Genomic DNA, 23,205 nt, shown 5'->3' on the forward strand with positions numbered 1-23,205 from the left:
CTATGGAATTCACCACTCAACACTTCATCGCATTGGCGCCGATGCTGATCACCACCCTCACCACGGTGGTGGTGATGCTGGCGATCGCCTGGAAGCGCAACCACTCGCAGACCTTCCTGCTGTCCACCGTGGGCCTGAACCTGGCCCTGCTGTCGATCCTGCCGGCACTTAAAGTCGCGCCGCTGGCGGTCACCACGCTGGTGACCATCGACAAGTTCGCCTGCCTGTACATGGCGATCATCCTGGTGGCGACACTGGCCTGCGTCACCCTCGCCCACGCGTATCTCGGCGAAGGCTCCAAGGGTTTCCCGGGCAACCGTGAAGAGCTGTACCTGCTGCTGCTGATGTCGGCGCTGGGTGGCCTGGTGCTGGTCAGCGCCAACCACCTGGCCGGCCTGTTCATCGGCCTGGAGCTGCTGTCGGTGCCGGTCTACGGCCTGGTGGCGTACGCTTTCTTCAACAAGCGCTCGCTGGAAGCCGGCATCAAGTACATGGTGCTGTCGGCCGCCGGTTCCGCCTTCCTGCTGTTCGGCATGGCCCTGCTGTACGCCGATGCCGGCAGCCTGACCTTCGACCAGCTGGGCAAGGCCCTGGCCGCCACCAGCATGCCGAGCCTGCTGGCGCAACTGGGCCTGGGCATGATGTTGGTGGGCCTGGCCTTCAAGCTGTCGCTGGTCCCCTTCCACCTGTGGACCCCGGACGTGTACGAAGGCGCCCCGGCGCCGGTCGCCGCGTTCCTGGCCACCGCCAGCAAGGTCGCGGTATTCGCCGTGGTCGTGCGCCTGTTCATGCTCTCCCCTGCAGCCAGCAGCGGCGTGCTGAGCACCGTGCTGGCCGTGATCGCGGTCGCCTCGATCCTGATCGGCAACCTGCTGGCGCTGACCCAGAGCAACCTCAAGCGTCTGCTGGGTTACTCGTCCATCGCCCACTTCGGCTACCTGGTGATCGCCCTGGTCGCCAGCAAGGGCCTGGCCATGGAAGCCATGGGCGTGTATCTCGTCACCTACGTGATCACCAGCCTCGGCGCCTTCGGTGTGATCACCCTGATGTCCTCGCCGTACGCTGGCCGTGACGCCGACGCCCTGTACGAGTACCGCGGCCTGTTCTGGCGCCGTCCGTACCTGACCGCGGTGCTGACCGTAATGATGCTGTCGCTGGCTGGTATCCCGCTGACCGCGGGCTTCATTGGCAAGTTCTACATCATCGCCACCGGCGTCGAGTCGCAGCTGTGGTGGCTGGTCGGCGCCCTGGTGCTGGGCAGCGCCATCGGCGTGTACTACTACCTGCGCGTCATGGTCACCCTGTACCTGGTCGAGCCGAACCTGCGTCGCCACGATGCTCCGCTGAAGTGGGAACAGCGCACCGGTGGCGTGATGCTGCTGGCAATCGCCATTCTCGCCTTCGTGCTGGGTGTATACCCGCAGCCGCTGCTGGAGATGGTGCAGCAGGCAGGCCTGCAACTGATCGGTTGATCGGTTCCATGCTGTGAAAGACACCCCGCCTCGGCGGGGTGTTTTTTTTTGCGTGCGGTTCGCCGGCAAGCCGGCTCCTACGGTGGTTCGTCTACCCCTCGTAGGAGCCGGCTTGCCGGCGAACCGATGACAGATCGACCACTGTGCTTCGTCTGCCCTTTGCAGCGTCAGACTCCGCACTCGATCTGGAACCCCGTCCCCATGCGCCCCACCCTCCCCTACTCCCTGCTGGCCCTGTTCGCCGCCGGCGCAACCCAAGCCGCCAACCGCGTCGAACTCGACCAGGTGCTGATCCAGGACCAACCGCAAACCGAACTGGAAGCCGCTGCCGACCACCTGCGTGAAATCCCCGGCGCCAGCAACCTGGTAGACATGGGCAAGGTGGGCCAGGGCCGAGTGGCGAGCAACCAGGACGTGCTGGCCTACCAGCCGGGGGTGTTCGCCCAGTCGGCGGGCAACGACGGCATCAAGCTGTCGATCCGTGGCTCGGGCATCAACCGCGCGCCGGGCGCCCACGGCTCCGGGGTGTACACGATGTTCGACGGCCTGCCGCTGACCGGCCCGGGCGGTACGCCCTACGAGCTGTTCGAACCGCTGTGGCTGAGCCGCGCCGAAGTGCTGCGCGGCGCCAACGGTTTCGACCAAGGCTCGCTGGCCCTGGGCGGCGCGATCAACTATGTGACCCACACCGGCTACGATGCGGCGCCTCTGCAGGTGCGCTACGAAGCCGGCAGCCGTGGCTACCAGCGCCGGCATGTCAGCTCCGGCCAGGTACTGGGCAACCTCGACTACTACGTGGCCCTGACCGACGCTGAATACGACGGCTACCAGCACCACAGCAGCGGCAGCGCCAAGGGCATCGCCGCCAACGTCGGCTACCGCTTCAACCCGAACCTGGAGACGCGCTTCTACCTGCGCTACCGGGAAACCGAGAACGACCTGGCCGGGCGCCTGACCAAGGATCAGATCAAGCACGACCCACGCGCTGCCAATTCGCTTTATATGCGCCGTGACGCCAGCCGCCCCCAGCCGGGCAGCACCTGGCTGGCAAACAAGACAACTTTCTATCTGGAAGATGACTCACGCCTGGAAACCGGCTTGGTCTATCACGACTACCCCATGGACCTGCGTGAAGGCGCCAACCGCCTTAAAGTCGCCTACACCGATGTGAGCGGTACACTCAATTACCATCGCCGCGATGCGTTGTTCGGCCATGAGAGCAAAACCACCATTGGCTGGCGTACCACCAAGCACCTTCCCAACAGCGGTGCATCGGAATTTGTTCGTGTACAGGAGGCCGGCAACGCTCCACTGGCAGTCGGCGAGCGAACCCGCGATTTCAGCTATCAGGGCTCGGATACCGTCCTGCACCTGGGCAACGACCTGGAACTGGTACCAAATCTCTGGCTGACCACTGGCCTGGCGATGATCTACACCCGTCGCGAGAGCGATGTGACCTACCCTGCCGTTGGAGGAAGGGCCAGCCAGCATGACTGGGACTATGCGCCACGGGTTGGCCTGCGCTATGACATCCGGCCTGACTTACAGATCTACGGCAATCTGAGTCGTTCGGTCGAACCACCCCATCCGTGGGCACTTGTCTGGAGTTCGCCAAAAGTCAAAGGCCAACAGTTCCAGACGCAGCCCATCAAAATGCAGAATCAGACTGCGACAACGCTTGAACTGGGCACACGTGGCGACTCGGCGATCGGCCGCTGGGACTTGGCCTGGTACTACTCTCAAGTACGACACGAATTGCTGACTGTCGAAATTGAACCTGCCGTCACGGGCGAGTTCAATGCCAGCCCGACTATCCACCAAGGCCTCGAAGCCGGCCTGGACAGCACGCTTTGGGAACAACCAGGTACCGGCAAGCTCAGCCTGCGCCAAGCCTACACCTTCAGCGACTTCCACTACCGCGACGACGACACGTTCGGCGACAACCGCCTGCCCGGCATCCCCATGCACTACTACCAGGCCGAACTGCGCTACGACTGGCCAAGTGGTTTTTACGCCGGGGTGAACACGCAGATGGCGTCCAAGGTGCAAGTGGACTACGCCAACAGCTACCACGCCGACGCCTATGCCCTGCTCGGCGCACGCCTGGGCTGGGAATCGCCCAAGCAGGACTGGCAGACCTGGCTGGACCTGCGCAACCTGACCAACAAGCGCTATGCGGCGACGGTGACGCCGGGGTACAACGACGCCGGGCAGGACATCGCCCGCTCGACGCCTGGGGAAGGGTTCGGGGTGTATGCGGGGGTTTCCTACAGCTTCCGCTGATCACTGGCCCTGTTCGCCGGCTAGCCGGTTCTCAAGGAACAAAACGTAGCCCATTGATTGGGTCAGACCTGTGTAGGAGCGGCCTTAGCCGCGATCACTCGCGAAGCGGGTGCCGCACACCGTGGTGCCTGCATCGCGGCTGAAGCCGCTCCTACAGACGATTCAGTGCCCTGCGAGACAGCGCAGCCTGATGAACAAGGCACTCACGAAGGCAACTGCACCTGCGGCTTGCCCGACACGAAGATCGCCCAGCTCGACACAAACAACGCCGCGATCAACGGCCCGATCACGAACCCGTTGAGCCCGAACACCGCCAGCCCACCCAGGGTCGACACCAGCACCAGGTAATCCGGCATCCGCGTATCCTTGCCCACCAGGATCGGCCGCAGCAAGTTGTCCACCAGCCCGATCACCAGCACTCCGAAAGCAATCAACACGATCCCCCGCCACGTTGCCCCGGTCAGCAGGAAATACACCGCCACCGGCCCCCAGACGATCCCTGCGCCCACCGCCGGCAACAGCGACAGGAACGCCATCAGCACCGCCCACACCAGCGCGCTGGGGATATCCAGCACCCAGAAGATCAAGCCGCCCAATGCCCCCTGGGTGATCGCCACCAGCAAGTTGCCTTTGACCGTCGCGCGCACCACGCGCTTGAACTTCAACTGCAACCGGCGCTTTTGCTGCTCGGGCAGCGGTACAGCCTGACGCACTTTGCGCGCGACATCCGCCCCCTCGCGCAGGAAGAAGTACAACAGGTAGAGCATGATGCCGAAGCTCACCAGAAACTCGAAGGTGCCCTGGCCGAAGCTGAACGCCTGCCCCGCAAGGAACTGGCTGCCCTGGGTAGCCCACTTGCTGATCTTGTCACGCAGGCCGTCGAGGTTGCCCATGCCCATGCGGTCCAGAAAATGCTGGGCGTAGGCCGGGAGCATGTCCTTGCCACGCTCGATATAACCGGCAATATCCAGCTGGCCGCTCTCGATACGCTGGTACAACGCGGCGCCCTCCTGCACCAGCAACGCACTGATGATGATCACCGGCAGCACGGCGATCAGCAGGCAAGTCATCAGTGCCGTCGCCGTCGCCAAGTTGCGCCGCCCACCGAAGCGCAACAGCAGGTGGCGCTGCAAGGGCGAGAAAAGAATGCCCAGGATCACCGCCCAGAAGATCGCACCTGCGTATGGCAGCAGGATCCACAGGAAGGCGATGGTCACCAGTGCCAGCAACACTGTCAGGGCTTTGTTCTGCAACACTGTTTCGTTCATGGGCATTCCTCATGGGCTCAACCATTTAGTGCCCCGCCCATCGCCAAAAGTGCCGTTGACCCAGATCAATACCCACTGTTGGCCACCGCCTTAGCATCCGCGCCTTTTGCCCCCGGTGCGCACCATGACCTCCTTCGCCAAGCCCGAACTGCTCGCCCCCGCCGGCACCCTCAAGACCATGCGCTACGCCTTCGCCTACGGCGCCGATGCGGTCTACGCCGGCCAGCCACGCTACAGCCTGCGGGTGCGCAACAACGAGTTCGACCACACCAACCTGGCCCTCGGCATCCAGGAGGCCCATGCCCTGGGCAAGCAGTTCTACGTGGTAGTCAACATCGCCCCACACAACGCCAAGCTGAAAACCTTCCTCAAGGACCTGGCGCCAGTGATCGAAATGGGCCCGGACGCGCTGATCATGTCCGACCCCGGGCTGATCATGCTGGTGCGCCAGCACTTCCCGCAGATGCCCATCCACCTCTCGGTGCAAGCCAACACGGTGAACTGGGCCAGCGTGAAGTTCTGGCAGGGCATGGGCCTGACCCGGGTGATCCTGTCACGGGAACTGTCGCTGGAAGAAATCGAGCAGATCCGCCAGGAGGTGCCGGACATGCAGCTGGAGGTCTTCGTCCACGGCGCGCTGTGCATGGCCTACTCCGGGCGCTGCCTACTGTCGGGCTACTTGAACAAACGCGACGCCAACCAAGGCACCTGCACCAATGCCTGCCGCTGGAAGTATGCAGCGACCCCGGCCACCGAGAACGCCGCCGGCGACATCGTCCGCGAGTTCGAACCCACACTGGGCATCGGCGCGCCCACCGACCAGGTGTTCCTGTTGCAGGAGTCCAACCGCCCAGGCGAGGAAATGCCGGCGTTCGAGGACGAGCACGGCACCTATATCATGAACGCCAAGGACCTGCGCGCGATCCAGCACGTCGAGCGCCTGACCCACATGGGCGTGCACTCACTGAAGATCGAGGGGCGCACCAAATCGCACTTCTACTGCGCCCGCGCCGTGCAGTCGTACCGCCAAGCCATCGACGACGCGGTGGCCGGGCGACCGTTTGACCGTGGCTTGCTGGACAACCTTGAATCCCTTGCCCAGCGCGGCTACACCGAAGGCTTCCTGCGCCGCCACGTGCACGATGAATACCAGAACTACCAGCGAGGCAATTCGGTGTCCGAGCGCCAGCAGTTCGTCGGTGAGCTGACCGGGGCACGGGTCGATGGCCTGGCCGAGGTCAAGGTGAAGAACCGTTTCGCCGTGGGTGACCATCTGGAGCTGATGACCCCACGCGGCAACTACCATTTCGACCTGCACCGACTGTGCGACCGCCAGCAGCAGGCAATCGAGGTGGCACCCGGCGATGGCCACGTGGTGTACCTGCCGATCCCCGAACAGGTGTCGCTTGAGTTCGGCCTGCTGATGCGCGACCTGGACAGCAACGAGGTGGCTGCCTGACAAATCTGTAATCCGCGCCTCAGTTGGCTGACAGGCGCTGGCGGCGAGGATCGTGGCACGTTCACAGCGAGAGCACGCCATGCCACCGACACCAACCCGCCGCACCTTCGTCAAGGGCCTGGGTGCCGCCACCGCCCTCGCCGGCCTGGGCCTCTGGCGCCCACTGGCCCAGGCCACCGAAGGCCGGCGCCCCCTGCACGAGCTCAGCGGCCAGCAGTTCGAACTGTTCATCGGCCAGACCCCGGTCAACATCACCGGCCGCCCACGCACCGCGCAAACCATCAATGGCAGCCTGCCCGGCCCGCAGCTGCGTTGGCGCGAGGGCGACACCGTGACCCTGCGCGTGCGCAACCGCCTGGACCAGCCCACCTCGATCCACTGGCACGGCATCATCCTCCCGGCCAACATGGACGGCGTGCCAGGGCTGAGTTTCGCCGGCATCGAACCCGGTGGCGACTACCTCTACCAAGTCACCCTGCGCCAGAGCGGCACCTACTGGTACCACAGCCATTCCGGGTTGCAGGAGCAGGCCGGCGTTTACGGGGCCATCGTCATCGAGCCGCGCGAGCCTGAAGCCCATCAGTACCAACGCGATCATGTACTGCTGTTCAGCGACTGGTCGGACCAAGCGCCAGAGGCGTTGATGGCCACGCTTAAAAAGCAATCCGACGCCTTCAACTACCACAAGCGCACGGTCGGTGACTTCGTCGACGATGTCGCCGAAAACGGCTGGGGCAAGGCCCTCGACAACCGCTGGGCCTGGGCGAAGATGCGCATGAGCCCCACCGACCTCGCTGACATCAGCGCCGCCAGCTACACCTACCTGCTCAACGGCCAGCCCCCAGGCGGTAACTTCACCTGCCTGTTCCAGCCCGGCGAGACCGTGCGCCTGCGCCTGATCAACGCCTCGGCGATGACCTACTTCGACTTCCGCATCCCGGGCTTGAAGCTCACGGTGATCGCCGCCGACGGCCTGGCCGTGACGCCCGTGACCGTGGACGAGCTGCGCATTGCCGTGGCCGAGACCTACGACGTGCTGGTGACCGTGGGCGATCTGCCCGCCTACACCCTGTTCGCCCAAAGCATGGACCGCACCGGTTTCGCCCGCGGCACCCTGGCTCGCGTGGCCGGTTTGCAGGCCCCCGTGCCCGAGCCGGATCCGCGCCCGGTGCTGACCATGGACGACATGGGGCACGGCGGCATGGACCAGATGGATCACTCGAACATGGCGGCGATGGACCACGGCAACATGGCGGGCATGGACCACTCGACCATGGCCGGCATGGCCATGATGCAAAGCCATCCCGCCAGCGAAACCGACAACCCGCTGGTGGACATGCAGACCATGGCCCCCCGCGCCAACCTGGCCGACCCCGGCCTTGGCCTGCGCGGCAACGGCCGCCGCGTGCTGACCTACGCCGACCTGCGCAGCCCCTACCCCGACCCGGACGGCCGCGAACCGTCACGGGACATCCAACTGCACCTGACCGGGCACATGGAGCGCTTCGCCTGGTCGTTCGACGGCATCAAGTTCAGCGACGCCGAGCCGCTGCGGCTGAAATACGGCGAGCGGGTGCGCATCACCCTGGTCAACGACACCATGATGACCCACCCCATCCACCTGCACGGCATGTGGAGCGACCTGGAGGACGAACAAGGGCGCTTCCTGGTGCGCAAGCACACCATCGACATGCCCCCCGGCAGCCGCCGTAGCTACCGCGTCAGCGCCGACGCGCTGGGCCGCTGGGCCTACCACTGCCACCTGCTCTACCACATGGAGACCGGCATGTTCCGCGAGGTACGAGTCGATGAATGAGATCTGCAACCGCCGCATCGTCACCGGTGTCGCGCTGCTCGCCCTGCTGGCCAGCGAACGGGCCCTGGCCGCTGGCATGGCGCCTATGAGTCATGGCGCCATGCCAATGGACCATGGCCAGATGAATCACGGTGCCATGCCCATGGACCACAGCCAGATGAACCACGCAGCGGCGCCCCCGAGCCAACCGCGCACACCGCTGCCAGCGATCACCGACGCCGACCGCCGCGCCGCATTCCCGCCGCTGCCAGGGCATCAGGTGCACGATCGGGCAACCCACTGGGCGGTGATCGTCGACCAGCTGGAATACCAGAACTTCGAAAGCAGCAGCGCCGTGAACTGGAACGCCACCGCCTGGGTCGGGGGTGATATCGACCGCCTGTGGCTGCGCAGTGAGGGTGAGCGGGAACAAGGCAAGACCCACAAGGCTGAACTGCAGGCGCTCTGGGGCCATGCCATCAGCCCCTGGTGGGGGCTGGTCGGCGGTGTGCGCCAGGATTTCAAGCCCGCCAGCGGCCAGACCTGGGCCGCTTTCGGTATCCAAGGCATGCCGCTCTACGGCCTGGAGCTGGAGGCAACCGCCTATGCCGGCGAGCGACAGCAGACCGCGCTGCGCCTGGAGGCCGGTTACGCTATGCTGCTGACCAACCGCTGGGGCCTCGAGCCCACCGTCGAGGCCAACTTCTTCGGGCGCAACGACCCCGGGCGCGAACAAGGCTCGGGCCTGGCCGAGAGCGAAGTGGGCCTGCGCCTGCGCTACGAGATCACCCGCGCATTCGCACCCTACGTCGGCGTCAGCTTCAATCGCCTGCACGGCAACCGCGCCGACCAGGCCCGGGAGGACGGCGAGGACATCGGCCAAACCCGCTTGGTGGCCGGGGTCCGACTTCGCTTCTAAAACTCGGTGCCGCCCTTGTAGGAGCTTTAGCCGCGATGCAGGCACCGCGGTAAGTGGCACCCGCTTTGCGGGTGATCGCGGCTGAAGCCGCTCCTACCGGGCCGGCGCTGAGTCAACACGATTTGTTTTGTTTCACAGGAGCTCCTCCATGCTGCGCAAACACCTGCTCACCCTCGGCCTGCTGGCCATCACCGGCCTGGCCCAGGCCGCCGAGACCATTGATGTGTACCGCGACCCCAACTGCGGCTGCTGCAAGGAATGGATCAAGCACCTTGGCGATAACGGTTTCACCGTCAATGACCACGTCGAACCAAACATGAGCGCGGTCAAGCAACGCCTGGGAGTCGCGCCACGCCTGGCCTCCTGCCACACCGGGGTGATCGACGGCAAGTTCGTCGAGGGCCATGTGCCAGCCGAGCAAGTACGCCTGCTGGCCAAGCGCAATGATCTCAAGGGCATCGCGGTGCCGGGCATGCCCATGGGCTCGCCGGGCATGGAGATGGGTGATCACAAAGATGCCTACCAGGTCATCGGCGTGACCCATGACGACCAGGACACCGTGGTCGCCACCTACTGATGCTCAGTCTCTGGGCGCTGTTCCTCAGCGCCTTTGGCGCCGCCACCCTGCTGCCGCTGCAATCCGAGGCCGTGCTGGTCGGGCTGCTGATCCGCGATCCCCATGCCTGGGCGACCTTGCTGCTGGTCGCTACCCTGGGCAACGTGCTGGGGTCCATCGTCAACTGGGTGCTGGGGCGGGCCATCGAGCACTTGCGCGATCGTCGATGGTTCCCGTTCAGCGCCAACCAGCTTGCGCGCGCCCAGCAGCGCTACCAGCGTTGGGGACAGTGGTCTTTATTGTTGAGCTGGATGCCGTTGATCGGCGATCCGCTGACGCTGATCGCCGGCATCATGCGCGAGCCGTTCTGGCGCTTCGTGCTGCTTGTCACCCTGGCCAAGGGTGGGCGTTATGTCGTGGTGGCGATGATGACCCTGGGCTGGTTCCACATTGCCTGACATCCAGGTGCCCTGTTCGCCGGCAAGCCGGCGCCTACTGCAGCGTCCATATCTGCGCCTCGCTCCAGCCCAGCTCGGCAAAATCGATGGCCCGTAACCCAGCCTCCTCCTCGCAGAAGAACTCATCCAGTTGCGGAGGCTTCACCGCCGTATCACTGAGCATCGCGTGCACCTGCCCGCGATGATGGATCTGGTGCTCGAACAGGTGTGACAACAGTCGCAACCGCCGTTCGCGCTGCACCCTGTCCCGCCGTACGATGCTCACGTAACGCGCCAGCTGGTCGTCGTTCAACTGCCGGCAATAGGCGATCAACCGCTGGTCGGCCTGGGCCTGCTGGGCCTGCAGATCGGTGCAGGTAGCAAAAGGCTGTTCCGGCTGGAAGAAGCGCTCGCCGTCTGGATCCGGCGCCTCGCCGCGATGCTCGCACTCCAGTGCGTCGAGGTAGAACCAGTCCACCGTCAGCAGGTGGTTGAGGGTGGCCTTGATCGAGGGGAAAAAGCTGCAACGGGGGGCGACGAATTCGTCCTGGGTCAGTTGTAGGCAAGCCTTGTACAGGCGGTGGTTGGCCCAGCCATTGTTGTAGGCCTGGGTCAGCAGATGATGCGACAGCGGCTCCATGGTCGGCTCCTTCAGGCGAAGCGTTGCAGTTGCATCTCCCGTAGCCGGCTCAGGGTCCGTTGATACGGGAACGCCAGATACCCTTGAGTGTAGAGCGCTTCGAGCGGAACTTCGGCCTCCAGGTACAAGGCCACCCGGCGGTCGTAGCATTCATCGACCAGGGCGATGAAACGGCGCACGCTATCATCCTTGGGGGCCAGGGTGGGAAGCGTGCGATCCCCTGCCTCGACCCGCGCGGCGCCATCCTCGGTGCCGCGGGCGATGCGCCCGGCCTGCTGAACGCCCCCCAACGCCGGTATGCCGCTGACCAGGATCACCGGAAAACGGTCGCACAAGGCCATGAAGTCCATTGCTGCCAGGGGCTGCTCGCAGAGGTCGCTGAAACGGCACCAGAGGGCTTGCCTGCTGCACCGCACGACTCGGATCTGCCGCGAACCGAGCTGCAGTGGCTGCGAGTTGCCTTCATCGTCCTGGCTCAACTGCTGGAATACCGCCTGCAATGCGCTCGGCTGCCCCCGCTCGCAGATCCAATAGCGCTGCTGGTGTGCTCCTGGGTGCAGGCGATGGTCCTGCTCCCCGGCCACCGCCAGCACGCGCATGTGTCGCTCGATAGCGGCAATCGCCGGAAGGAAGCGCTCGCGATTGAAACCATCTCGGTACAACTGGTCGGGGGGCTGGTTGGAGGTGGCGACGATCACCACGCCCTGGTCGAACAGCACTTGGAACAAGCGACCGAGGATGATCGCATCGCCTATATCGCTGACGAACAATTCGTCGAAGCACAGCACGCGAATTTCACGGGCCAGCTCCCTCGCCAGGGCTTTGAGCGGGTCGGCGGTGCCATTGAGCTGGAACAGGCGCTGGTGGACCCAGGCCATGAAGTGGTGGAAATGCTGGCGCCGGGCAGGCATCTCCAGACACCGGTGGAACAGGTCCATCAGCCAGGTCTTGCCACGGCCGACCGGGCCCCAGAGGTACAGGCCCTGGGTTGGCTTACCGGTACGCAGGGCGTCGAAGCAAGCCTGTAGCGCGGCGACGGCGGTGGCCTGGGCAGGATCAGGGACGTAGCCCTGTTCGCCAAGGGCCTGCTGATAGAAAGATTCGGGGGTCATGCCAGGGCGCCGATAAAGAAACCACCATGGTACGACAGTGGCTGCCTTTTCGCGGTACTGCTCAGCGCCAGTCCTGCAGGAGCCGGCTTGCCGGCGAGGAGGCCGGTTCAGTCAGCCAATCTCCGTCAGCCCTTCGTCAATCCCACCTTCAACAACGCTCCATCCCTGGCATCGGTCAGCACATACAGATACCCATCCGGCCCCACCCGCACATCACGGATCCGCGCCTTCAGGTCCCCCAGCAAGCGCTCTTCATGCACCACCTTGTCACCCTTGAGCTGCAGCCGGATCAGCTCCTGGCTCGCCAGCGCCCCGATGAACAGGTTGTGATCCCAGGCCTTGAACGTCGGCCTGTCATAGAACGCCATGCCACTGATACCCGGCGATTTCTCCCACACGTGGTGTGGGTCGACCATGCCATCGACGTGCTTGCCCTTTGCCTCTGGAATCGGCAGCAGCGAGTAGTTGATGCCATGGGTCGCGATCGGCCAGCCATAGTTCTTGCCCGGCTCGGGAATGTTGATCTCATCACCGCCACGCGGGCCATGCTCGTGGGTCCACAGCTTGCCGGTCCAGGGGTTGAGCGCCGCGCCCTGCTGGTTGCGGTGGCCGAACGACCAGATCTCCGGACGCACATTGTCACGGCCGACGAAAGGGTTGTCCTTGGGGATTTCGCCATCGGGCAGCAGACGCACGATCTTGCCCTGCAGCTTGTCCAGGTCCTGCGCCGTGGGGCGCTGGTTGTTCTCGCCCAGGGCAATGAACAGGTAGCCATCGCGGTCGAACACCAGGCGCGAGCCAAAGTGGTTGCCCTCGGACAGCTTGGGCTGCTGGCGGAAGATCACCGTGAAATGCTCGATACGCGCCAGATCCTGTGAAAGCTGGCCACGGCCAACCGCAGTACCGGCCTTACCGTCGCTACCTGCCTCGGCGAACGACAAATACACCGTGCGATCCTTGGCGAAGTCCGGCGACAGGACGACATCGAGCAGCCCTCCCTGCCCTTCGGCCCAGACCTTGGGCACGCCGGAGAGCGGCGGCCCGACCTTGCCGTCCGTGCTCACGACGCGCAGGTTGCCCGGCCGCTCGGTGACCAGCATGCCCTTGCCATCCGGCAGGAACACCAGCGCCCAAGGGTTGCGCAGGCCGTCGGCCAGGGTGCTGACAGTCAACTGCCCCTCCTCGCTGGGAAACTGCTGCTCGGGCGCGGCCTGGGCCAGCAGGGGAAACAGGCTGGCAGCGGCCAGGGTGGTCAACCAGCTACGTCGCATCATGTTCGATTCCTTCGAAAGGGCTCAGGGCACGCGTTGCGAGTCGCGCGGTGGCCGGGTGGGTTCCAGGTTCGGCGTCTGCTGTTGGCGGCGCAGGTTCTCGCCATTGCCGATGCCGCGATTATCGAGTGTCGGTGGGCGTGGAATCGGCTGGGTGGAGGCGCCGGGCACGGGAGGCGTGGCGGGCACGCTGCCCTGCCGGCTATTGGGGTTGGCGCGCATGATCGGGCTGTTGTAGGGGTTGTTGCTGTCGTTGGCGGCCAGTACCGCCGGCGGCAAGGCCAGCAGCATGCCGAGGGCCAGGGTCGTGAATGTGGGATTCATGCTTCACCTCCGCTACGAAAAGGCGCGCCTCAGCGTTGGATAGCCTAAGGCGCGCGGGGTTCGATGCAACCGTCGAGATAATTCTCGATGTTTCAACCCTCTCCCCCGCAGGAGCCGGCTTGCCGGCGAACCGCTGTTAAATCGCCCCCGCCTTGTCCACCTTGTGCCGCGCCGCATACAGGCACAGCATCTCCATCGCCAGCGTCGCCCCCGCCAAGGCGGTGATATCGGCGTGGTCGTAGGCCGGCGCCACCTCCACCAGGTCCATCCCCACCAGGTTGATCCCGCGCAACCCTCCCAGGATCTCCAGCGCCTGCACCGTGCTCAGGCCGCCACAGACCGGCGTACCGGTACCAGGCGCGTAGGCCGGGTCCAGGCAGTCGATGTCGAACGTCAGGTACACCGGCCGCTCGCCAACCCGCTGGCGAATCGCCGCGACGATCGCCTCGGTGCCCTGGCGGTGCACCTGTCGCGCATCGAGGATGGCGAAGCCCTGGCTGTCGTCGTTGGTGGTGCGCAGGCCGATCTGCACCGAATGCGCCGGATCCACCAGCCCTTCCCGGGCGGCATGCCAGAACATGGTGCCGTGATCGATGCGCTTGCCCTGCTCGTCCGGCCAGGTATCACTGTGCGCGTCGAAGTGGATCAACGCCAGCGGGCCATGGTGGCGAGCATGGGCCTTGAGCAGCGGGTAGCTGATGAAATGGTCGCCACCGAGGGTAAGCATGGCGCAACCGGCATCGAGGATGCGCTCGGCATGGGCCAGGATGCTGCCGGGCACCGACGCTGGTGTACCGCTGTCGAACGCGCAGTCGCCATAGTCGATCACCGCCAGGTGGTCGAAGGGGTCGAACGCCCAAGGCCAGTGCCGGGCCCAGGCCTGCTGCACCGAGGCCGCGCGGATGGCCCGCGGCCCGAAGCGCGCACCCGGACGGTTGCTGGTGGCGGTGTCGAACGGTACACCGCTGACTACCACATCGACACCGCACAGGTCTCGGCTGTAGCGGCGCCGCGAGAAACTTGTAATACCGGCATAGGTGCTCTCGGCGGCCGTGCCGTAAAGGCTGTCGCGGGTAATGGCCTGGTCGTTTTCCTGAGCGAGATCCACGGTCTGTCTCCTGTTGTGATTAGTTACTGACGGCTGCGGAAGGCGGTCCACAAGCGGTTACGCTGGCGCAAGTCGGATAGCGCCATGCTGCGGTCGGCGAACAGCCGTTGGCGCACTTCGGCAGACGGGTAGATGTCCGGGTCGTTGCGGATCGCGTCGTCCACCAGCGGCGTGGCAGCCTGATTGGCATTGGCGAAGAACAGCGTGTTGGTCAGCGCCGCCACCGAATCGGGGCGCAGCATGAATGCGATGAAGGCGCGGGCAGCCTCAGGGTGCGGAGCGTCCTTGGGGATCACCAGGTTGTCTTGCCACACCAGCGTGCCCTCGCGGGGGATGCGATAGATCAGCTCGAATGGCTTGCCTGCACGGCGCGCCTGGTCGGCGGCCATGGCCGCGTCACCGTTATAGGTCAGCGCCAGGCAGACACTGCCGTTGGCCAGGTCGTTGATCTGGCGGCCGTTGGCCACGTAGCTGATCGACGGTTGCAACTGCAGCAGCAGGGTTTGGGCGGCATCCAGGTCGGCCTTGTTCTGGCTGTAGGGGTCCTTGCCGAGGTAGTTGAGGGTCAGGCCGATCACTTCCTGGGGTGAGTCGGGCATGGCGATGCCACAATCCTTCAGGCGGCTGGCATATTCGGGCTTGAACAACAGGTCGAGGCTGTCCAGCGGTACATCCCCCAAGCGCTGGCGGACCGCCTCGACATTCACCCCCAGGCCCAGGGTGCCCCAGGTGTAGGGCACGGCGTAGCGGTTGCCCGGGTCGGTCTCGGCCAACTTGGCCAGCAGGTCCTTGTCGAGGTTGGCGTAGCCCGGTAGTGCCTGGGCGTCGAGCGGTTGCAAGGCGCCGGCCTTGAGCGCCCTGGCCAGCACGGTGGCCGAGGGCACCACGACGTCATAGCCGCTACGGCCGGTGAGCAGCTTGGTCTCCAGCACCTCGGTGGTATCGAAGGTGTCGTAGCGCACCTTGTAGCCGGTCTCTTTTTCGAAACGCTCCAGGGTTTGCGGGGCGACGTAGTCGGCCCAGCTGTAAAGGTTGACGACCTTTTCCTCGGCTTGCAGTGGCAAGGCGAGCAGCAATGAGAGCAGGCACAACGTTCGATGCATGGCGGACACCTCGACAAAAGGGTGGATGCCGCCAGCATGCCTGCCGGGTTACATTGCAAAAATGGCAACTTTGCGAAGCTGACATTCGCCAGGAGTAATGTGATGCTCGGACAACTGCACGACCCGGACCTGCACCTGCTGCGGCTGTTCGTCACTGTAGTCGAGGCCGGCGGCTTCAGTGCCGCCCAGGGCGTGCTGGGGTTGAGCCAGCCCAGCATCAGCCAGCAGATGGCGCGGCTGGAAACGCGCCTGGGCTATCGCCTATGCAGCCGAGGTAAAGGCGGTTTTCGCCTGACCGAAAAAGGCGAATTGCTGCTGCAGGCGACCCAGGGCCTGTTGCTGCAGATCGAACAGTTCCGCCAGCAAGCCAATGGCATGGCCGGCCGATTGCTGGGTACGGTGCGCATCGGCCTGGCCGAGAACCAGGACCCGCGCATCACCCTGTACATCGCCCAGGCCGTTGCCCGCTTTCGCCAGCGCGAAGAATCCGTGCAGCTGGAACTGACCAGCGCCCCGCCCGCCGAGCTGGAGCGCCTGCTGTTGGAACAGCGCCTGGACTGCGCAATCAGCTATTTTTCGGGCACGCAGGCCGCATTCGACTATGTGCCACTGTTCGACGAACGCCAACGGCTCTATTGCGGCAAAGCGCATCCGTTGTTCGACGCGCAGGACATCACCCGGGATCAGCTACTGGAAGTCGATCAGGTGCGCCATCCCTATCGCCTCCTCAAACAAGGTGAACCCTTCCAAAGCCGGCACAGCATGGCGGTGGCCGAGCAGATCGACAGTGCGCTGACGTTCATCCTTTCGGGTCGGCATATCGGTTACCTGCCATGGCACTGCGCCGCGCCTTGGGAGGCACAGGGGTTGCTCAGGGCGCTGGATCCGCAGCTTGACTTCGTGGTGCCGTTTACCCTGGCCCGGCATCGCGGGCAGATGCCTGGGGAGGCCCAGCTGGCATTCGTCGAGGACCTGCTGGCGGTATTCGAGTGAAGGGCCACCCTTTCAACCACGCCGTGCATTTGCCACACTGCCGACTTGCCCGTGAACCAAGGCCGTGAAAACCATGCTTGTGCGCTGCTGCCTGATCCTGCTGTTGGCCCTTGGCCTGAATGCCTGCGCCCTGTTCCAGGGTCGCGACCCGCTGAACATCAGCGTGGTCGGCATCGATCCCTTGCCCGGCCAGGACATGGAGTTGCGCATGGCGGTGAAGATCCGCGTGCAGAACCCCAACGAAACGCCGCTCGACTTCAACGGCGTGGCCCTCACCCTGGAGGTCAACGACCAACCCCTTGCTGCCGGGGTAAGCGATCAGCGTGGGCATATCGGCCGCTATGACGAGGCGATGATCGTGGTACCGGTCAGCATCACCGCCTTCGCCTTCCTGCGTCAGGCCTATGGCCTGAGCCGCGTGGATTCGCTGCAGGGCCTGCCCTATGTGCTGCGCGGCAAGCTGGCCGGTGGCCCGCTGGGCACGGTGCGATTCACCGACAAGGGCAGGCTTGACCTGCCCAAGGCTGCAAGCGCGGGCTGGTGATCCTCAGCCGAAGAAACGCACACCGGGGCGTGGGCGTTCGTCCACGCTGAGCTCGAAGACATCCGGCCGCGCATAGTGGCCGACCACATCGAAGTCGTAACGGGCACGCACCAGCTCGTCGGTATCGATTTCGGCACAGACGAGCCCTCGCGCGCCCACCAAGGGCCCAGCCAGCACATCGCCCAGCGGGCCGACGATCAGGCTGCCACCGTTGATCAACGGCCGCTCGGCTGGCCAATTGGCTACCTCCATGCCAAGCGCCGCGGGCGAATCCTGCACCTGGCAGGCACTGATCACGAAACAGCGCCCCTCCGCCGCGACATGGCGCATGCTCACCTGCCACAGCTCGCGCTCATCCACCGTCGGTGCGCACCATAGCTGCACGCCCTTGGCATACATGGCAGTACGCAGCAAGGGCATGTAGTTCTCCCAGCAGACCGCGGCACCAATGCGCCCGGCGCGGCCGTCGACCACCGGCAGCGTGGAACCGTCACCCTTGCCCCAGATCAGGCGCTCGGTGCCGGTCGGCATCAGTTTGCGATGCTTGGCCACCAGCCCACCTTCTGGCTCGAAGAACAGCACAGTGCAATACAGGGTACTGCCGCTACGTTCGATCACCCCAAGCACCAGGCTCGCTCCCGTGCGCGCAGACAGCCCGGCCAGGGCATCGGTCTCGCTACCGGGCACATCGATCGCATTGGCGAAGTAGCGGGCAAAGGCTTCGCGCCCCTCGGGCAGCCGGTAGCCAAGCTGGGTAGCGAAGCGTTCCCCCTTGGGGTAGCCACCAAGCAGGGCTTCCGGCATTACCACCAGGCTGGCGCTGGCCTCGCGGATAGCCTGCTCGTAGCTGAGGATCTGCTCCAGGGTGGCAGCTTTGCCTTCGGGCAGCGAACCGATCTGCAAGGCGGCAACGATGGACTTGGGCATCTTGGAAACTCCTGTCAGGGGAAAGTCAGGAAGAGTCTCCGAGGCCAGCTATCGGCGCAACAGGACCGTGATGGACCCACTGATGCAGCGCGAGATGTTCGCCTGACTCAGCGGCTGGCGTTGGCGGCAGCCATCATCTTGTTGACTTCGCTGCGCACCAGTTGGGTGAACTCAGGTGGCGACATGCCTTCCAGTTCGGCGCGCACCCATTCGGCCCATTTGCTCTTGCGCCGCGGTTTTTCCGCGATCAGCCTCGCAGCCTCGCCCTTGGCCTTGCCAAGGTTGCTCTGCCAGTATTCGAACAGACGCGCCTTTTCCGCCTCGATCTGTGCCCGTTCCTGGAAGCTCATGTTGGCCAGATTGAAACTCATGGGGTAATACCTGCCGCTGAAAAATGGGCGCTATCTTACACGCTAGCGGCTGGGCACGGGTAAGCCACTGCAACTTTCCCGGCACGGCGGTATCCACTGTTCAACCCCACTCGCCACGAGGATGTGTACATGGCCAGGAAAACCGCCGCATCAAACGACAATGAACAGATCAAGGACCAGGTGTTCAGCGAGCTGCAGGCGTTGATCGAGGAGTCGGAGAAACTGCTCACCGATAGTGTTTCACTGGTCGGCGAGGATGCCGACACCCTCCGCGCCCAGCTCGGCTTGAAACTGCGCCAGGCGCGCGATGCCACCGGCAGGCTGGGGCAACGGGCCCAGCCGGTGGTCGACGCCACCCAGGAGTACATTGGCGGGCATCCCTGGCAAACCGTCGCGATCTCCGCAGGCTTCGGCCTGGTGATCGGCCTGCTGCTGGGCCGTCGACAGTAAACGCCGGTCAGGCGGCCAGTGCCATCGGGATACCGCTGTGGAAGCGCAGTTCCTGATCGGGTGACATGATCAGCTGCGCTTCCGCTTCCCGCACCGATTCGACGACACGGGCGATATCCGCCTCCTCGCCGTAGTGGTGGGCCAACTTCAGGTAGCCCTGGTAATGGCGCGCCTCACTCTTGAGCAGCCCGTGATAGAAAGTGCCGAGTTCCTCGTCGAGGTGCGGCACCAGCGCGGCGAAGCGCTCGCAGCTGCGCGCCTCGATGAAGGCCCCCACCACCAACGTGTCCACCAGCTTGACTGGCTCATGGGCCCTTACCAGCCGGCGCAGGCCTGAGGCATAGCGCCCAGCCGACACCGGGCGCAACGGCACGCCACGACGCTTCATCAACCGTAGCACCTGCTCGTGGTGCACAAGTTCTTCGCGGGCCAGGCGCGACATCATGTTGATCAGGTCGAGGTGGGTGTTGTACTTGGCGATCAGGCTCAATGCCGTGCTCGCGGCCTTGAACTCACAGTTCTTGTGATCGATCAGCAAGGTTTCCTGGTCGGCCAGCGCCGCCTCGATCCAGGCGTCAGGGGTACGGCAGCCCAGGAAGGCGTCGATTTCGGGAATCAGGGACATAACACTCACAATCACACAGGACACTGGCAGGATCGGCGATTATACCGGCGGCAGCGCCGAGTGCCAGTGACTATGCTTGATGCATGTCAACCGGCGACAGGAGGAGCGCCGTCTATAGTCAGGCATTGGCCGCCATTCAGAAGGGAGTTCACGCCCATGCAAGCTGTCCGCAGTATCCTCGTCGTACTCGACCCTGAACACGCCCACAGCCGTGCCCTGACCCGGGCAAAACTGATTGCCGGCGTGACCGGTGCCCGCCTGCATCTGCTCATGTGCGACTACAAGCACGACCATAGTGCACTGCTCAGCTTGCTGAGCAGCCAGTTGCATGATGATGGCTATGACAATGTCACCCATGAGCAGCATTGGAAGGAAAACTTGCACGAATCAATCATCCATGTGCAGCAGGCGGAAGGCTGTGAACTGGTGATCAAGGAGCATCGACCGGACAACCCCCTACGCAAGGCACTGTTGACGCCTAATGACTGGAAGCTGTTGCGCCAGTGCCCATGCGCGGTGCTGATGGTCAAGAGTGAGCGGCCCTGGATGGGCGGCAAGATCCTCGCGGCCGTGGATGTAGGCAACCAGGACGAAAATCATCGCCGGTTGCACGCCAGTATCATCGACCATGGGTATGCCATTGCCAGCCTGGCCAAGGGTGAGCTGCACGTCATCAGTGCCCACCCCTCCCCAATGCTGTCGGCGTCCGACCCGGTGTACCAGCTCACCGAGACCATCGAGCAGCGCTATCGCGAGGCTTGCAAGGCGTTCCAGGCGGAGTTCGATGTCAGTGATGATCGCCTGCATATCGCCGAAGGGCCTGCGGATGTACTGATTCCTTACACCGAGAAACAGTGTGATGCCGTGGTGACCATCATTGGTACCGTGGCGCGCACTGGGATTTCCGGGGCCCTGATTGGCAATACCGCAGAGGTCGTGCTGGACTCGCTGGAGGGTGACGTGCTGGTGCTCAAGAGCGAAGAAGCGACAGCACACTTGGCGGAGTTGGCACGAGGCTGAACGCCCCCGTAGGAGCCGGCGTTGCCGGCGCCTACGGGGGTCGCGTTTCGATCGCGCAAAGACAAAACCCCTACCTGCTCGCGCAGATAGGGGTTTTGCGAAATGAATCTTGACGATGACCTACTCTCACATGGGGAAACCCCACACTACCATCGGCGATGCATCGTTTCACTGCTGAGTTCGGGATGGGATCAGGTGGTTCCAATGCTCTATGGTCGTCAAGAAATTCTGTTGCCAGAAGATCCAGATGGATACTCCAGCCAATTCGGATATGTGATCTTGTGGTTTGTCGCGAACTTTCGGTTCGTTTCGTCTTCACCACCGCAATTCGCATGAGCAAATTGCTTGGGTGTTATATGGTCAAGCCTCACGGGCAATTAGTATTGGTTAGCTCAACGCCTCACAGCGCTTACACACCCAACCTATCAACGTCGTAGTCTTCGACGGCCCTTCAGGGAGCTCAAGGCTCCAGTGAGATCTCATCTTGAGGCAAGTTTCCCGCTTAGATGCTTTCAGCGGTTATCTCTTCCGAACATAGCTACCCGGCAATGCCACTGGCGTGACAACCGGAACACCAGAGGTTCGTCCACTCCGGTCCTCTCGTACTAGGAGCAGCCCCTCTCAAATCTCAAACGTCCACGGCAGATAGGGACCGAACTGTCTCACGACGTTCTAAACCCAGCTCGCGTACCACTTTAAATGGCGAACAGCCATACCCTTGGGACCGGCTTCAGCCCCAGGATGTGATGAGCCGACATCGAGGTGCCAAACACCGCCGTCGATATGAACTCTTGGGCGGTATCAGCCTGTTATCCCCGGAGTACCTTTTATCCGTTGAGCGATGGCCCTTCCATACAGAACCACCGGATCACTAAGACCTACTTTCGTACCTGCTCGACGTGTTTGTCTCGCAGTCAAGCGCGCTTTTGCCTTTATACTCTACGACCGATTTCCGACCGGTCTGAGCGCACCTTCGTACTCCTCCGTTACTCTTTGGGAGGAGACCGCCCCAGTCAAACTACCCACCATACACTGTCCTCGATCCGGATAACGGACCTGAGTTAGAACCTCAAGGTTGCCAGGGTGGTATTTCAAGGATGGCTCCATGAGAACTGGCGTCCCCACTTCAAAGCCTCCCACCTATCCTACACAAGCAAGCTCAAAGTCCAGTGCAAAGCTATAGTAAAGGTTCACGGGGTCTTTCCGTCTAGCCGCGGATACACTGCATCTTCACAGCGATTTCAATTTCACTGAGTCTCGGGTGGAGACAGCGCCGCCATCGTTACGCCATTCGTGCAGGTCGGAACTTACCCGACAAGGAATTTCGCTACCTTAGGACCGTTATAGTTACGGCCGCCGTTTACCGGGGCTTCGATCAAGAGCTTCGCTTGCGCTAACCCCATCAATTAACCTTCCGGCACCGGGCAGGCGTCACACCCTATACGTCCACTTTCGTGTTTGCAGAGTGCTGTGTTTTTAATAAACAGTCGCAGCGGCCTGGTATCTTCGACCGGCGTGGGCTTACGCAGCAAGTGCTTCACCCTCACCGGCGCACCTTCTCCCGAAGTTACGGTGCCATTTTGCCTAGTTCCTTCACCCGAGTTCTCTCAAGCGCCTTGGTATTCTCTACCTAACCACCTGTGTCGGTTTGGGGTACGGTTCCCAGTTATCTGAAGCTTAGGAGCTTTTCTTGGAAGCATGGCATCAACCACTTCGCGCTCTAATGAGCACTCGTCATCAGCTCTCGGCCTTGAAATCCCGGATTTGCCTAAGATTTCAGCCTACCACCTTAAACTTGGACAACCAACGCCAAGCTGGCCTAGCCTTCTCCGTCCCTCCATCGCAATAACTGGAAGTACAGGAATATTAACCTGTTTTCCATCGACTACGCTTTTCAGCCTCGCCTTAGGGACCGACTAACCCTGCGTCGATTAACGTTGCGCAGGAAACCTTGGTCTTTCGGCGTGCGAGTTTTTCACTCGCATTGTCGTTACTCATGTCAGCATTCGCACTTCTGATACCTCCAGCAAGCTTCTCAACTCACCTTCACAGGCTTACAGAACGCTCCTCTACCGCATCACCAAAGGTGATACCCGTAGCTTCGGTGCATGGTTTGAGCCCCGTTACATCTTCCGCGCAGGCCGACTCGACTAGTGAGCTATTACGCTTTCTTTAAAGGGTGGCTGCTTCTAAGCCAACCTCCTAGCTGTCTAAGCCTTCCCACATCGTTTCCCACTTAACCATGACTTTGGGACCTTAGCTGACGGTCTGGGTTGTTTCCCTTTTCACGACGGACGTTAGCACCCGCCGTGTGTCTCCCATGCTCGGCACTTGTAGGTATTCGGAGTTTGCATCGGTTTGGTAAGTCGGGATGACCCCCTAGCCGAAACAGTGCTCTACCCCCTACAGTGATACATGAGGCGCTACCTAAATAGCTTTCGAGGAGAACCAGCTATCTCCGAGCTTGATTAGCCTTTCACTCCGATCCACAGGTCATCCGCTAACTTTTCAACGGTAGTCGGTTCGGT

At 63.1% G+C, this 23,205-nt stretch carries 21 protein-coding genes and 2 rRNA genes (1 of these 23 running past the window's edge); 11 read left to right on the forward strand and 12 right to left on the reverse strand.

Annotated elements, in window-relative coordinates:
• The first annotated feature begins 2 nt into the window (after positions 1-2).
• Both nuoN and IM733_RS09885 read left to right on the forward strand, forming a co-directional pair.
• Positions 3-1,472, forward strand: coding sequence for an NADH-quinone oxidoreductase subunit NuoN (gene nuoN, locus IM733_RS09880; RefSeq protein WP_011534624.1), 1,470 nt, complete (start codon positions 3-5; stop codon positions 1,470-1,472).
• Positions 1,473-1,673: 201 nt separating this feature from the next.
• Positions 1,674-3,755, forward strand: a complete 2,082-nt coding sequence (locus IM733_RS09885) for a TonB-dependent receptor family protein (RefSeq protein WP_248920686.1) — start codon at positions 1,674-1,676, stop codon at positions 3,753-3,755.
• A gap of 203 nt (positions 3,756-3,958) precedes the next feature.
• On the opposite strand, the gene IM733_RS09890 is transcribed toward IM733_RS09885, so the two are convergent.
• Positions 3,959-5,023: an AI-2E family transporter gene (locus tag IM733_RS09890; RefSeq protein WP_248920687.1), complete on the reverse strand. Its 1,065-nt coding sequence runs from the start codon at positions 5,021-5,023 to the stop codon at positions 3,959-3,961.
• A 124-nt stretch (positions 5,024-5,147) separates the two neighbouring features.
• Between IM733_RS09890 and yegQ the strand changes: the two genes are divergently transcribed.
• The 5 genes from yegQ to IM733_RS09915 all read left to right on the forward strand — a co-directional run bounded on the left by yegQ (position 5,148) and on the right by IM733_RS09915 (position 10,210).
• On the forward strand, positions 5,148-6,482 hold the full coding sequence (yegQ, locus tag IM733_RS09895) for a tRNA 5-hydroxyuridine modification protein YegQ (protein ID WP_248920688.1): 1,335 nt from the start codon (positions 5,148-5,150) through the stop codon (positions 6,480-6,482).
• A 79-nt stretch (positions 6,483-6,561) separates the two neighbouring features.
• The gene (locus tag IM733_RS09900) at positions 6,562-8,298 is read left to right on the forward strand and encodes a copper resistance system multicopper oxidase (protein ID WP_248920689.1); all 1,737 of its coding nucleotides are present in this window, start codon (positions 6,562-6,564) and stop codon (positions 8,296-8,298) included.
• Complete coding sequence (locus IM733_RS09905; protein ID WP_248920690.1) at positions 8,291-9,196, forward strand: copper resistance protein B; 906 nt, start codon at positions 8,291-8,293, stop codon at positions 9,194-9,196. Before IM733_RS09900 ends, IM733_RS09905 begins: the two co-directional genes overlap by 8 nt.
• A gap of 148 nt (positions 9,197-9,344) precedes the next feature.
• Positions 9,345-9,773, forward strand: coding sequence for a DUF411 domain-containing protein (locus IM733_RS09910; protein WP_248920691.1), 429 nt, complete (start codon positions 9,345-9,347; stop codon positions 9,771-9,773).
• Positions 9,773-10,210 (forward strand): YqaA family protein, encoded by a 438-nt coding sequence (locus IM733_RS09915; protein ID WP_248920692.1) that lies wholly within the window; start codon positions 9,773-9,775, stop codon positions 10,208-10,210. Before IM733_RS09910 ends, IM733_RS09915 begins: the two co-directional genes overlap by 1 nt.
• A gap of 34 nt (positions 10,211-10,244) precedes the next feature.
• On the opposite strand, the gene IM733_RS09920 is transcribed toward IM733_RS09915, so the two are convergent.
• The 6 genes from IM733_RS09920 to IM733_RS09945 all read right to left on the reverse strand — a co-directional run bounded on the left by IM733_RS09920 (position 10,245) and on the right by IM733_RS09945 (position 15,747).
• Entirely contained in the window at positions 10,245-10,829 is a 585-nt protein-coding gene (locus IM733_RS09920; protein ID WP_248920693.1) for a DinB family protein, read from the reverse strand.
• A gap of 11 nt (positions 10,830-10,840) precedes the next feature.
• Positions 10,841-11,941 carry a cell division protein ZapE gene (zapE, locus tag IM733_RS09925; protein ID WP_248920694.1) on the reverse strand — a complete coding sequence of 367 codons (1,101 nt, stop codon included), beginning with the start codon at positions 11,939-11,941 and terminating at the stop codon, positions 10,841-10,843.
• A 125-nt stretch (positions 11,942-12,066) separates the two neighbouring features.
• Positions 12,067-13,215, reverse strand: a complete 1,149-nt coding sequence (locus IM733_RS09930; protein ID WP_248920695.1) for a PQQ-dependent sugar dehydrogenase — start codon at positions 13,213-13,215, stop codon at positions 12,067-12,069.
• 21 nt (positions 13,216-13,236) lie between these two features.
• Positions 13,237-13,536 carry a hypothetical protein gene (locus IM733_RS09935; protein ID WP_248920696.1) on the reverse strand — a complete coding sequence of 100 codons (300 nt, stop codon included), beginning with the start codon at positions 13,534-13,536 and terminating at the stop codon, positions 13,237-13,239.
• 136 nt (positions 13,537-13,672) lie between these two features.
• Positions 13,673-14,644 carry an agmatinase gene (gene speB, locus IM733_RS09940; RefSeq protein WP_248920697.1) on the reverse strand — a complete coding sequence of 324 codons (972 nt, stop codon included), beginning with the start codon at positions 14,642-14,644 and terminating at the stop codon, positions 13,673-13,675.
• A 23-nt stretch (positions 14,645-14,667) separates the two neighbouring features.
• On the reverse strand, positions 14,668-15,747 hold the full coding sequence (locus IM733_RS09945; RefSeq protein ID WP_248920698.1) for a polyamine ABC transporter substrate-binding protein: 1,080 nt from the start codon (positions 15,745-15,747) through the stop codon (positions 14,668-14,670).
• A 102-nt stretch (positions 15,748-15,849) separates the two neighbouring features.
• Between IM733_RS09945 and IM733_RS09950 the strand changes: the two genes are divergently transcribed.
• Positions 15,850-16,740 (forward strand): LysR family transcriptional regulator, encoded by an 891-nt coding sequence (locus IM733_RS09950; RefSeq protein WP_248920699.1) that lies wholly within the window; start codon positions 15,850-15,852, stop codon positions 16,738-16,740.
• Between the two features lie 73 nt (positions 16,741-16,813).
• Complete coding sequence (locus IM733_RS09955) at positions 16,814-17,284, forward strand: LEA type 2 family protein (protein WP_248920700.1); 471 nt, start codon at positions 16,814-16,816, stop codon at positions 17,282-17,284.
• 3 nt (positions 17,285-17,287) lie between these two features.
• Here IM733_RS09955 and IM733_RS09960 read toward each other — a convergent pair whose 3' ends face one another.
• Positions 17,288-18,211, reverse strand: a complete 924-nt coding sequence (locus IM733_RS09960) for a carbon-nitrogen hydrolase family protein (RefSeq protein WP_248920701.1) — start codon at positions 18,209-18,211, stop codon at positions 17,288-17,290.
• Between the two features lie 107 nt (positions 18,212-18,318).
• A complete protein-coding gene (locus IM733_RS09965) occupies positions 18,319-18,582 on the reverse strand; it encodes a hypothetical protein (RefSeq protein ID WP_248920702.1) in 264 nt (87 codons plus the stop codon).
• Positions 18,583-18,711: 129 nt separating this feature from the next.
• On the opposite strand from IM733_RS09965, the gene IM733_RS09970 reads away from it, so the two are divergent.
• Positions 18,712-19,032 (forward strand): DUF883 family protein, encoded by a 321-nt coding sequence (locus IM733_RS09970; protein ID WP_248920703.1) that lies wholly within the window; start codon positions 18,712-18,714, stop codon positions 19,030-19,032.
• A gap of 7 nt (positions 19,033-19,039) precedes the next feature.
• On the opposite strand, the gene IM733_RS09975 is transcribed toward IM733_RS09970, so the two are convergent.
• Positions 19,040-19,657, reverse strand: coding sequence for a tRNA-(ms[2]io[6]A)-hydroxylase (locus IM733_RS09975; RefSeq protein ID WP_248920704.1), 618 nt, complete (start codon positions 19,655-19,657; stop codon positions 19,040-19,042).
• 156 nt (positions 19,658-19,813) lie between these two features.
• On the opposite strand from IM733_RS09975, the gene IM733_RS09980 reads away from it, so the two are divergent.
• Entirely contained in the window at positions 19,814-20,677 is an 864-nt protein-coding gene (locus IM733_RS09980) for a universal stress protein (protein ID WP_248920705.1), read from the forward strand.
• A gap of 107 nt (positions 20,678-20,784) precedes the next feature.
• On the opposite strand, the gene rrf is transcribed toward IM733_RS09980, so the two are convergent.
• Positions 20,785-20,900: ribosomal RNA gene (rrf, locus tag IM733_RS09985) — 5S ribosomal RNA — on the reverse strand.
• Between the two features lie 133 nt (positions 20,901-21,033).
• A 23S ribosomal RNA gene (locus tag IM733_RS09990) occupies positions 21,034-23,205 on the reverse strand; it runs 721 nt beyond the window's last position.

The organism is Pseudomonas entomophila, from assembly GCF_023277925.1.
Classification (GTDB): domain Bacteria; phylum Pseudomonadota; class Gammaproteobacteria; order Pseudomonadales; family Pseudomonadaceae; genus Aquipseudomonas; species Aquipseudomonas entomophila_D.

Excerpts from the sequence above, each read along its gene's own strand:
- nuoN (WP_011534624.1), top strand. The coding sequence starts at position 3 with ATGGAATTCACCACTCAACACTTCATCGCATTGGCGCCGATGCTGATC.
- IM733_RS09885 (WP_248920686.1), top strand. The coding sequence starts at position 1,674 with ATGCGCCCCACCCTCCCCTACTCCCTGCTGGCCCTGTTCGCCGCCGGC.
- IM733_RS09890 (WP_248920687.1), bottom strand. The coding sequence starts at position 5,023 with ATGAACGAAACAGTGTTGCAGAACAAAGCCCTGACAGTGTTGCTGGCA.
- yegQ (WP_248920688.1), top strand. The coding sequence starts at position 5,148 with ATGACCTCCTTCGCCAAGCCCGAACTGCTCGCCCCCGCCGGCACCCTC.
- IM733_RS09900 (WP_248920689.1), top strand. The coding sequence starts at position 6,562 with ATGCCACCGACACCAACCCGCCGCACCTTCGTCAAGGGCCTGGGTGCC.
- IM733_RS09905 (WP_248920690.1), top strand. The coding sequence starts at position 8,291 with ATGAATGAGATCTGCAACCGCCGCATCGTCACCGGTGTCGCGCTGCTC.
- IM733_RS09910 (WP_248920691.1), top strand. The coding sequence starts at position 9,345 with ATGCTGCGCAAACACCTGCTCACCCTCGGCCTGCTGGCCATCACCGGC.
- IM733_RS09915 (WP_248920692.1), top strand. The coding sequence starts at position 9,773 with ATGCTCAGTCTCTGGGCGCTGTTCCTCAGCGCCTTTGGCGCCGCCACC.
- IM733_RS09920 (WP_248920693.1), bottom strand. The coding sequence starts at position 10,829 with ATGGAGCCGCTGTCGCATCATCTGCTGACCCAGGCCTACAACAATGGC.
- zapE (WP_248920694.1), bottom strand. The coding sequence starts at position 11,941 with ATGACCCCCGAATCTTTCTATCAGCAGGCCCTTGGCGAACAGGGCTAC.
- IM733_RS09930 (WP_248920695.1), bottom strand. The coding sequence starts at position 13,215 with ATGATGCGACGTAGCTGGTTGACCACCCTGGCCGCTGCCAGCCTGTTT.
- IM733_RS09935 (WP_248920696.1), bottom strand. The coding sequence starts at position 13,536 with ATGAATCCCACATTCACGACCCTGGCCCTCGGCATGCTGCTGGCCTTG.
- IM733_RS09945 (WP_248920698.1), bottom strand. The coding sequence starts at position 15,747 with ATGCATCGAACGTTGTGCCTGCTCTCATTGCTGCTCGCCTTGCCACTG.
- IM733_RS09950 (WP_248920699.1), top strand. The coding sequence starts at position 15,850 with ATGCTCGGACAACTGCACGACCCGGACCTGCACCTGCTGCGGCTGTTC.
- IM733_RS09955 (WP_248920700.1), top strand. The coding sequence starts at position 16,814 with ATGCTTGTGCGCTGCTGCCTGATCCTGCTGTTGGCCCTTGGCCTGAAT.
- IM733_RS09960 (WP_248920701.1), bottom strand. The coding sequence starts at position 18,211 with ATGCCCAAGTCCATCGTTGCCGCCTTGCAGATCGGTTCGCTGCCCGAA.
- IM733_RS09965 (WP_248920702.1), bottom strand. The coding sequence starts at position 18,582 with ATGAGTTTCAATCTGGCCAACATGAGCTTCCAGGAACGGGCACAGATC.
- IM733_RS09970 (WP_248920703.1), top strand. The coding sequence starts at position 18,712 with ATGGCCAGGAAAACCGCCGCATCAAACGACAATGAACAGATCAAGGAC.
- IM733_RS09975 (WP_248920704.1), bottom strand. The coding sequence starts at position 19,657 with ATGTCCCTGATTCCCGAAATCGACGCCTTCCTGGGCTGCCGTACCCCT.
- IM733_RS09980 (WP_248920705.1), top strand. The coding sequence starts at position 19,814 with ATGCAAGCTGTCCGCAGTATCCTCGTCGTACTCGACCCTGAACACGCC.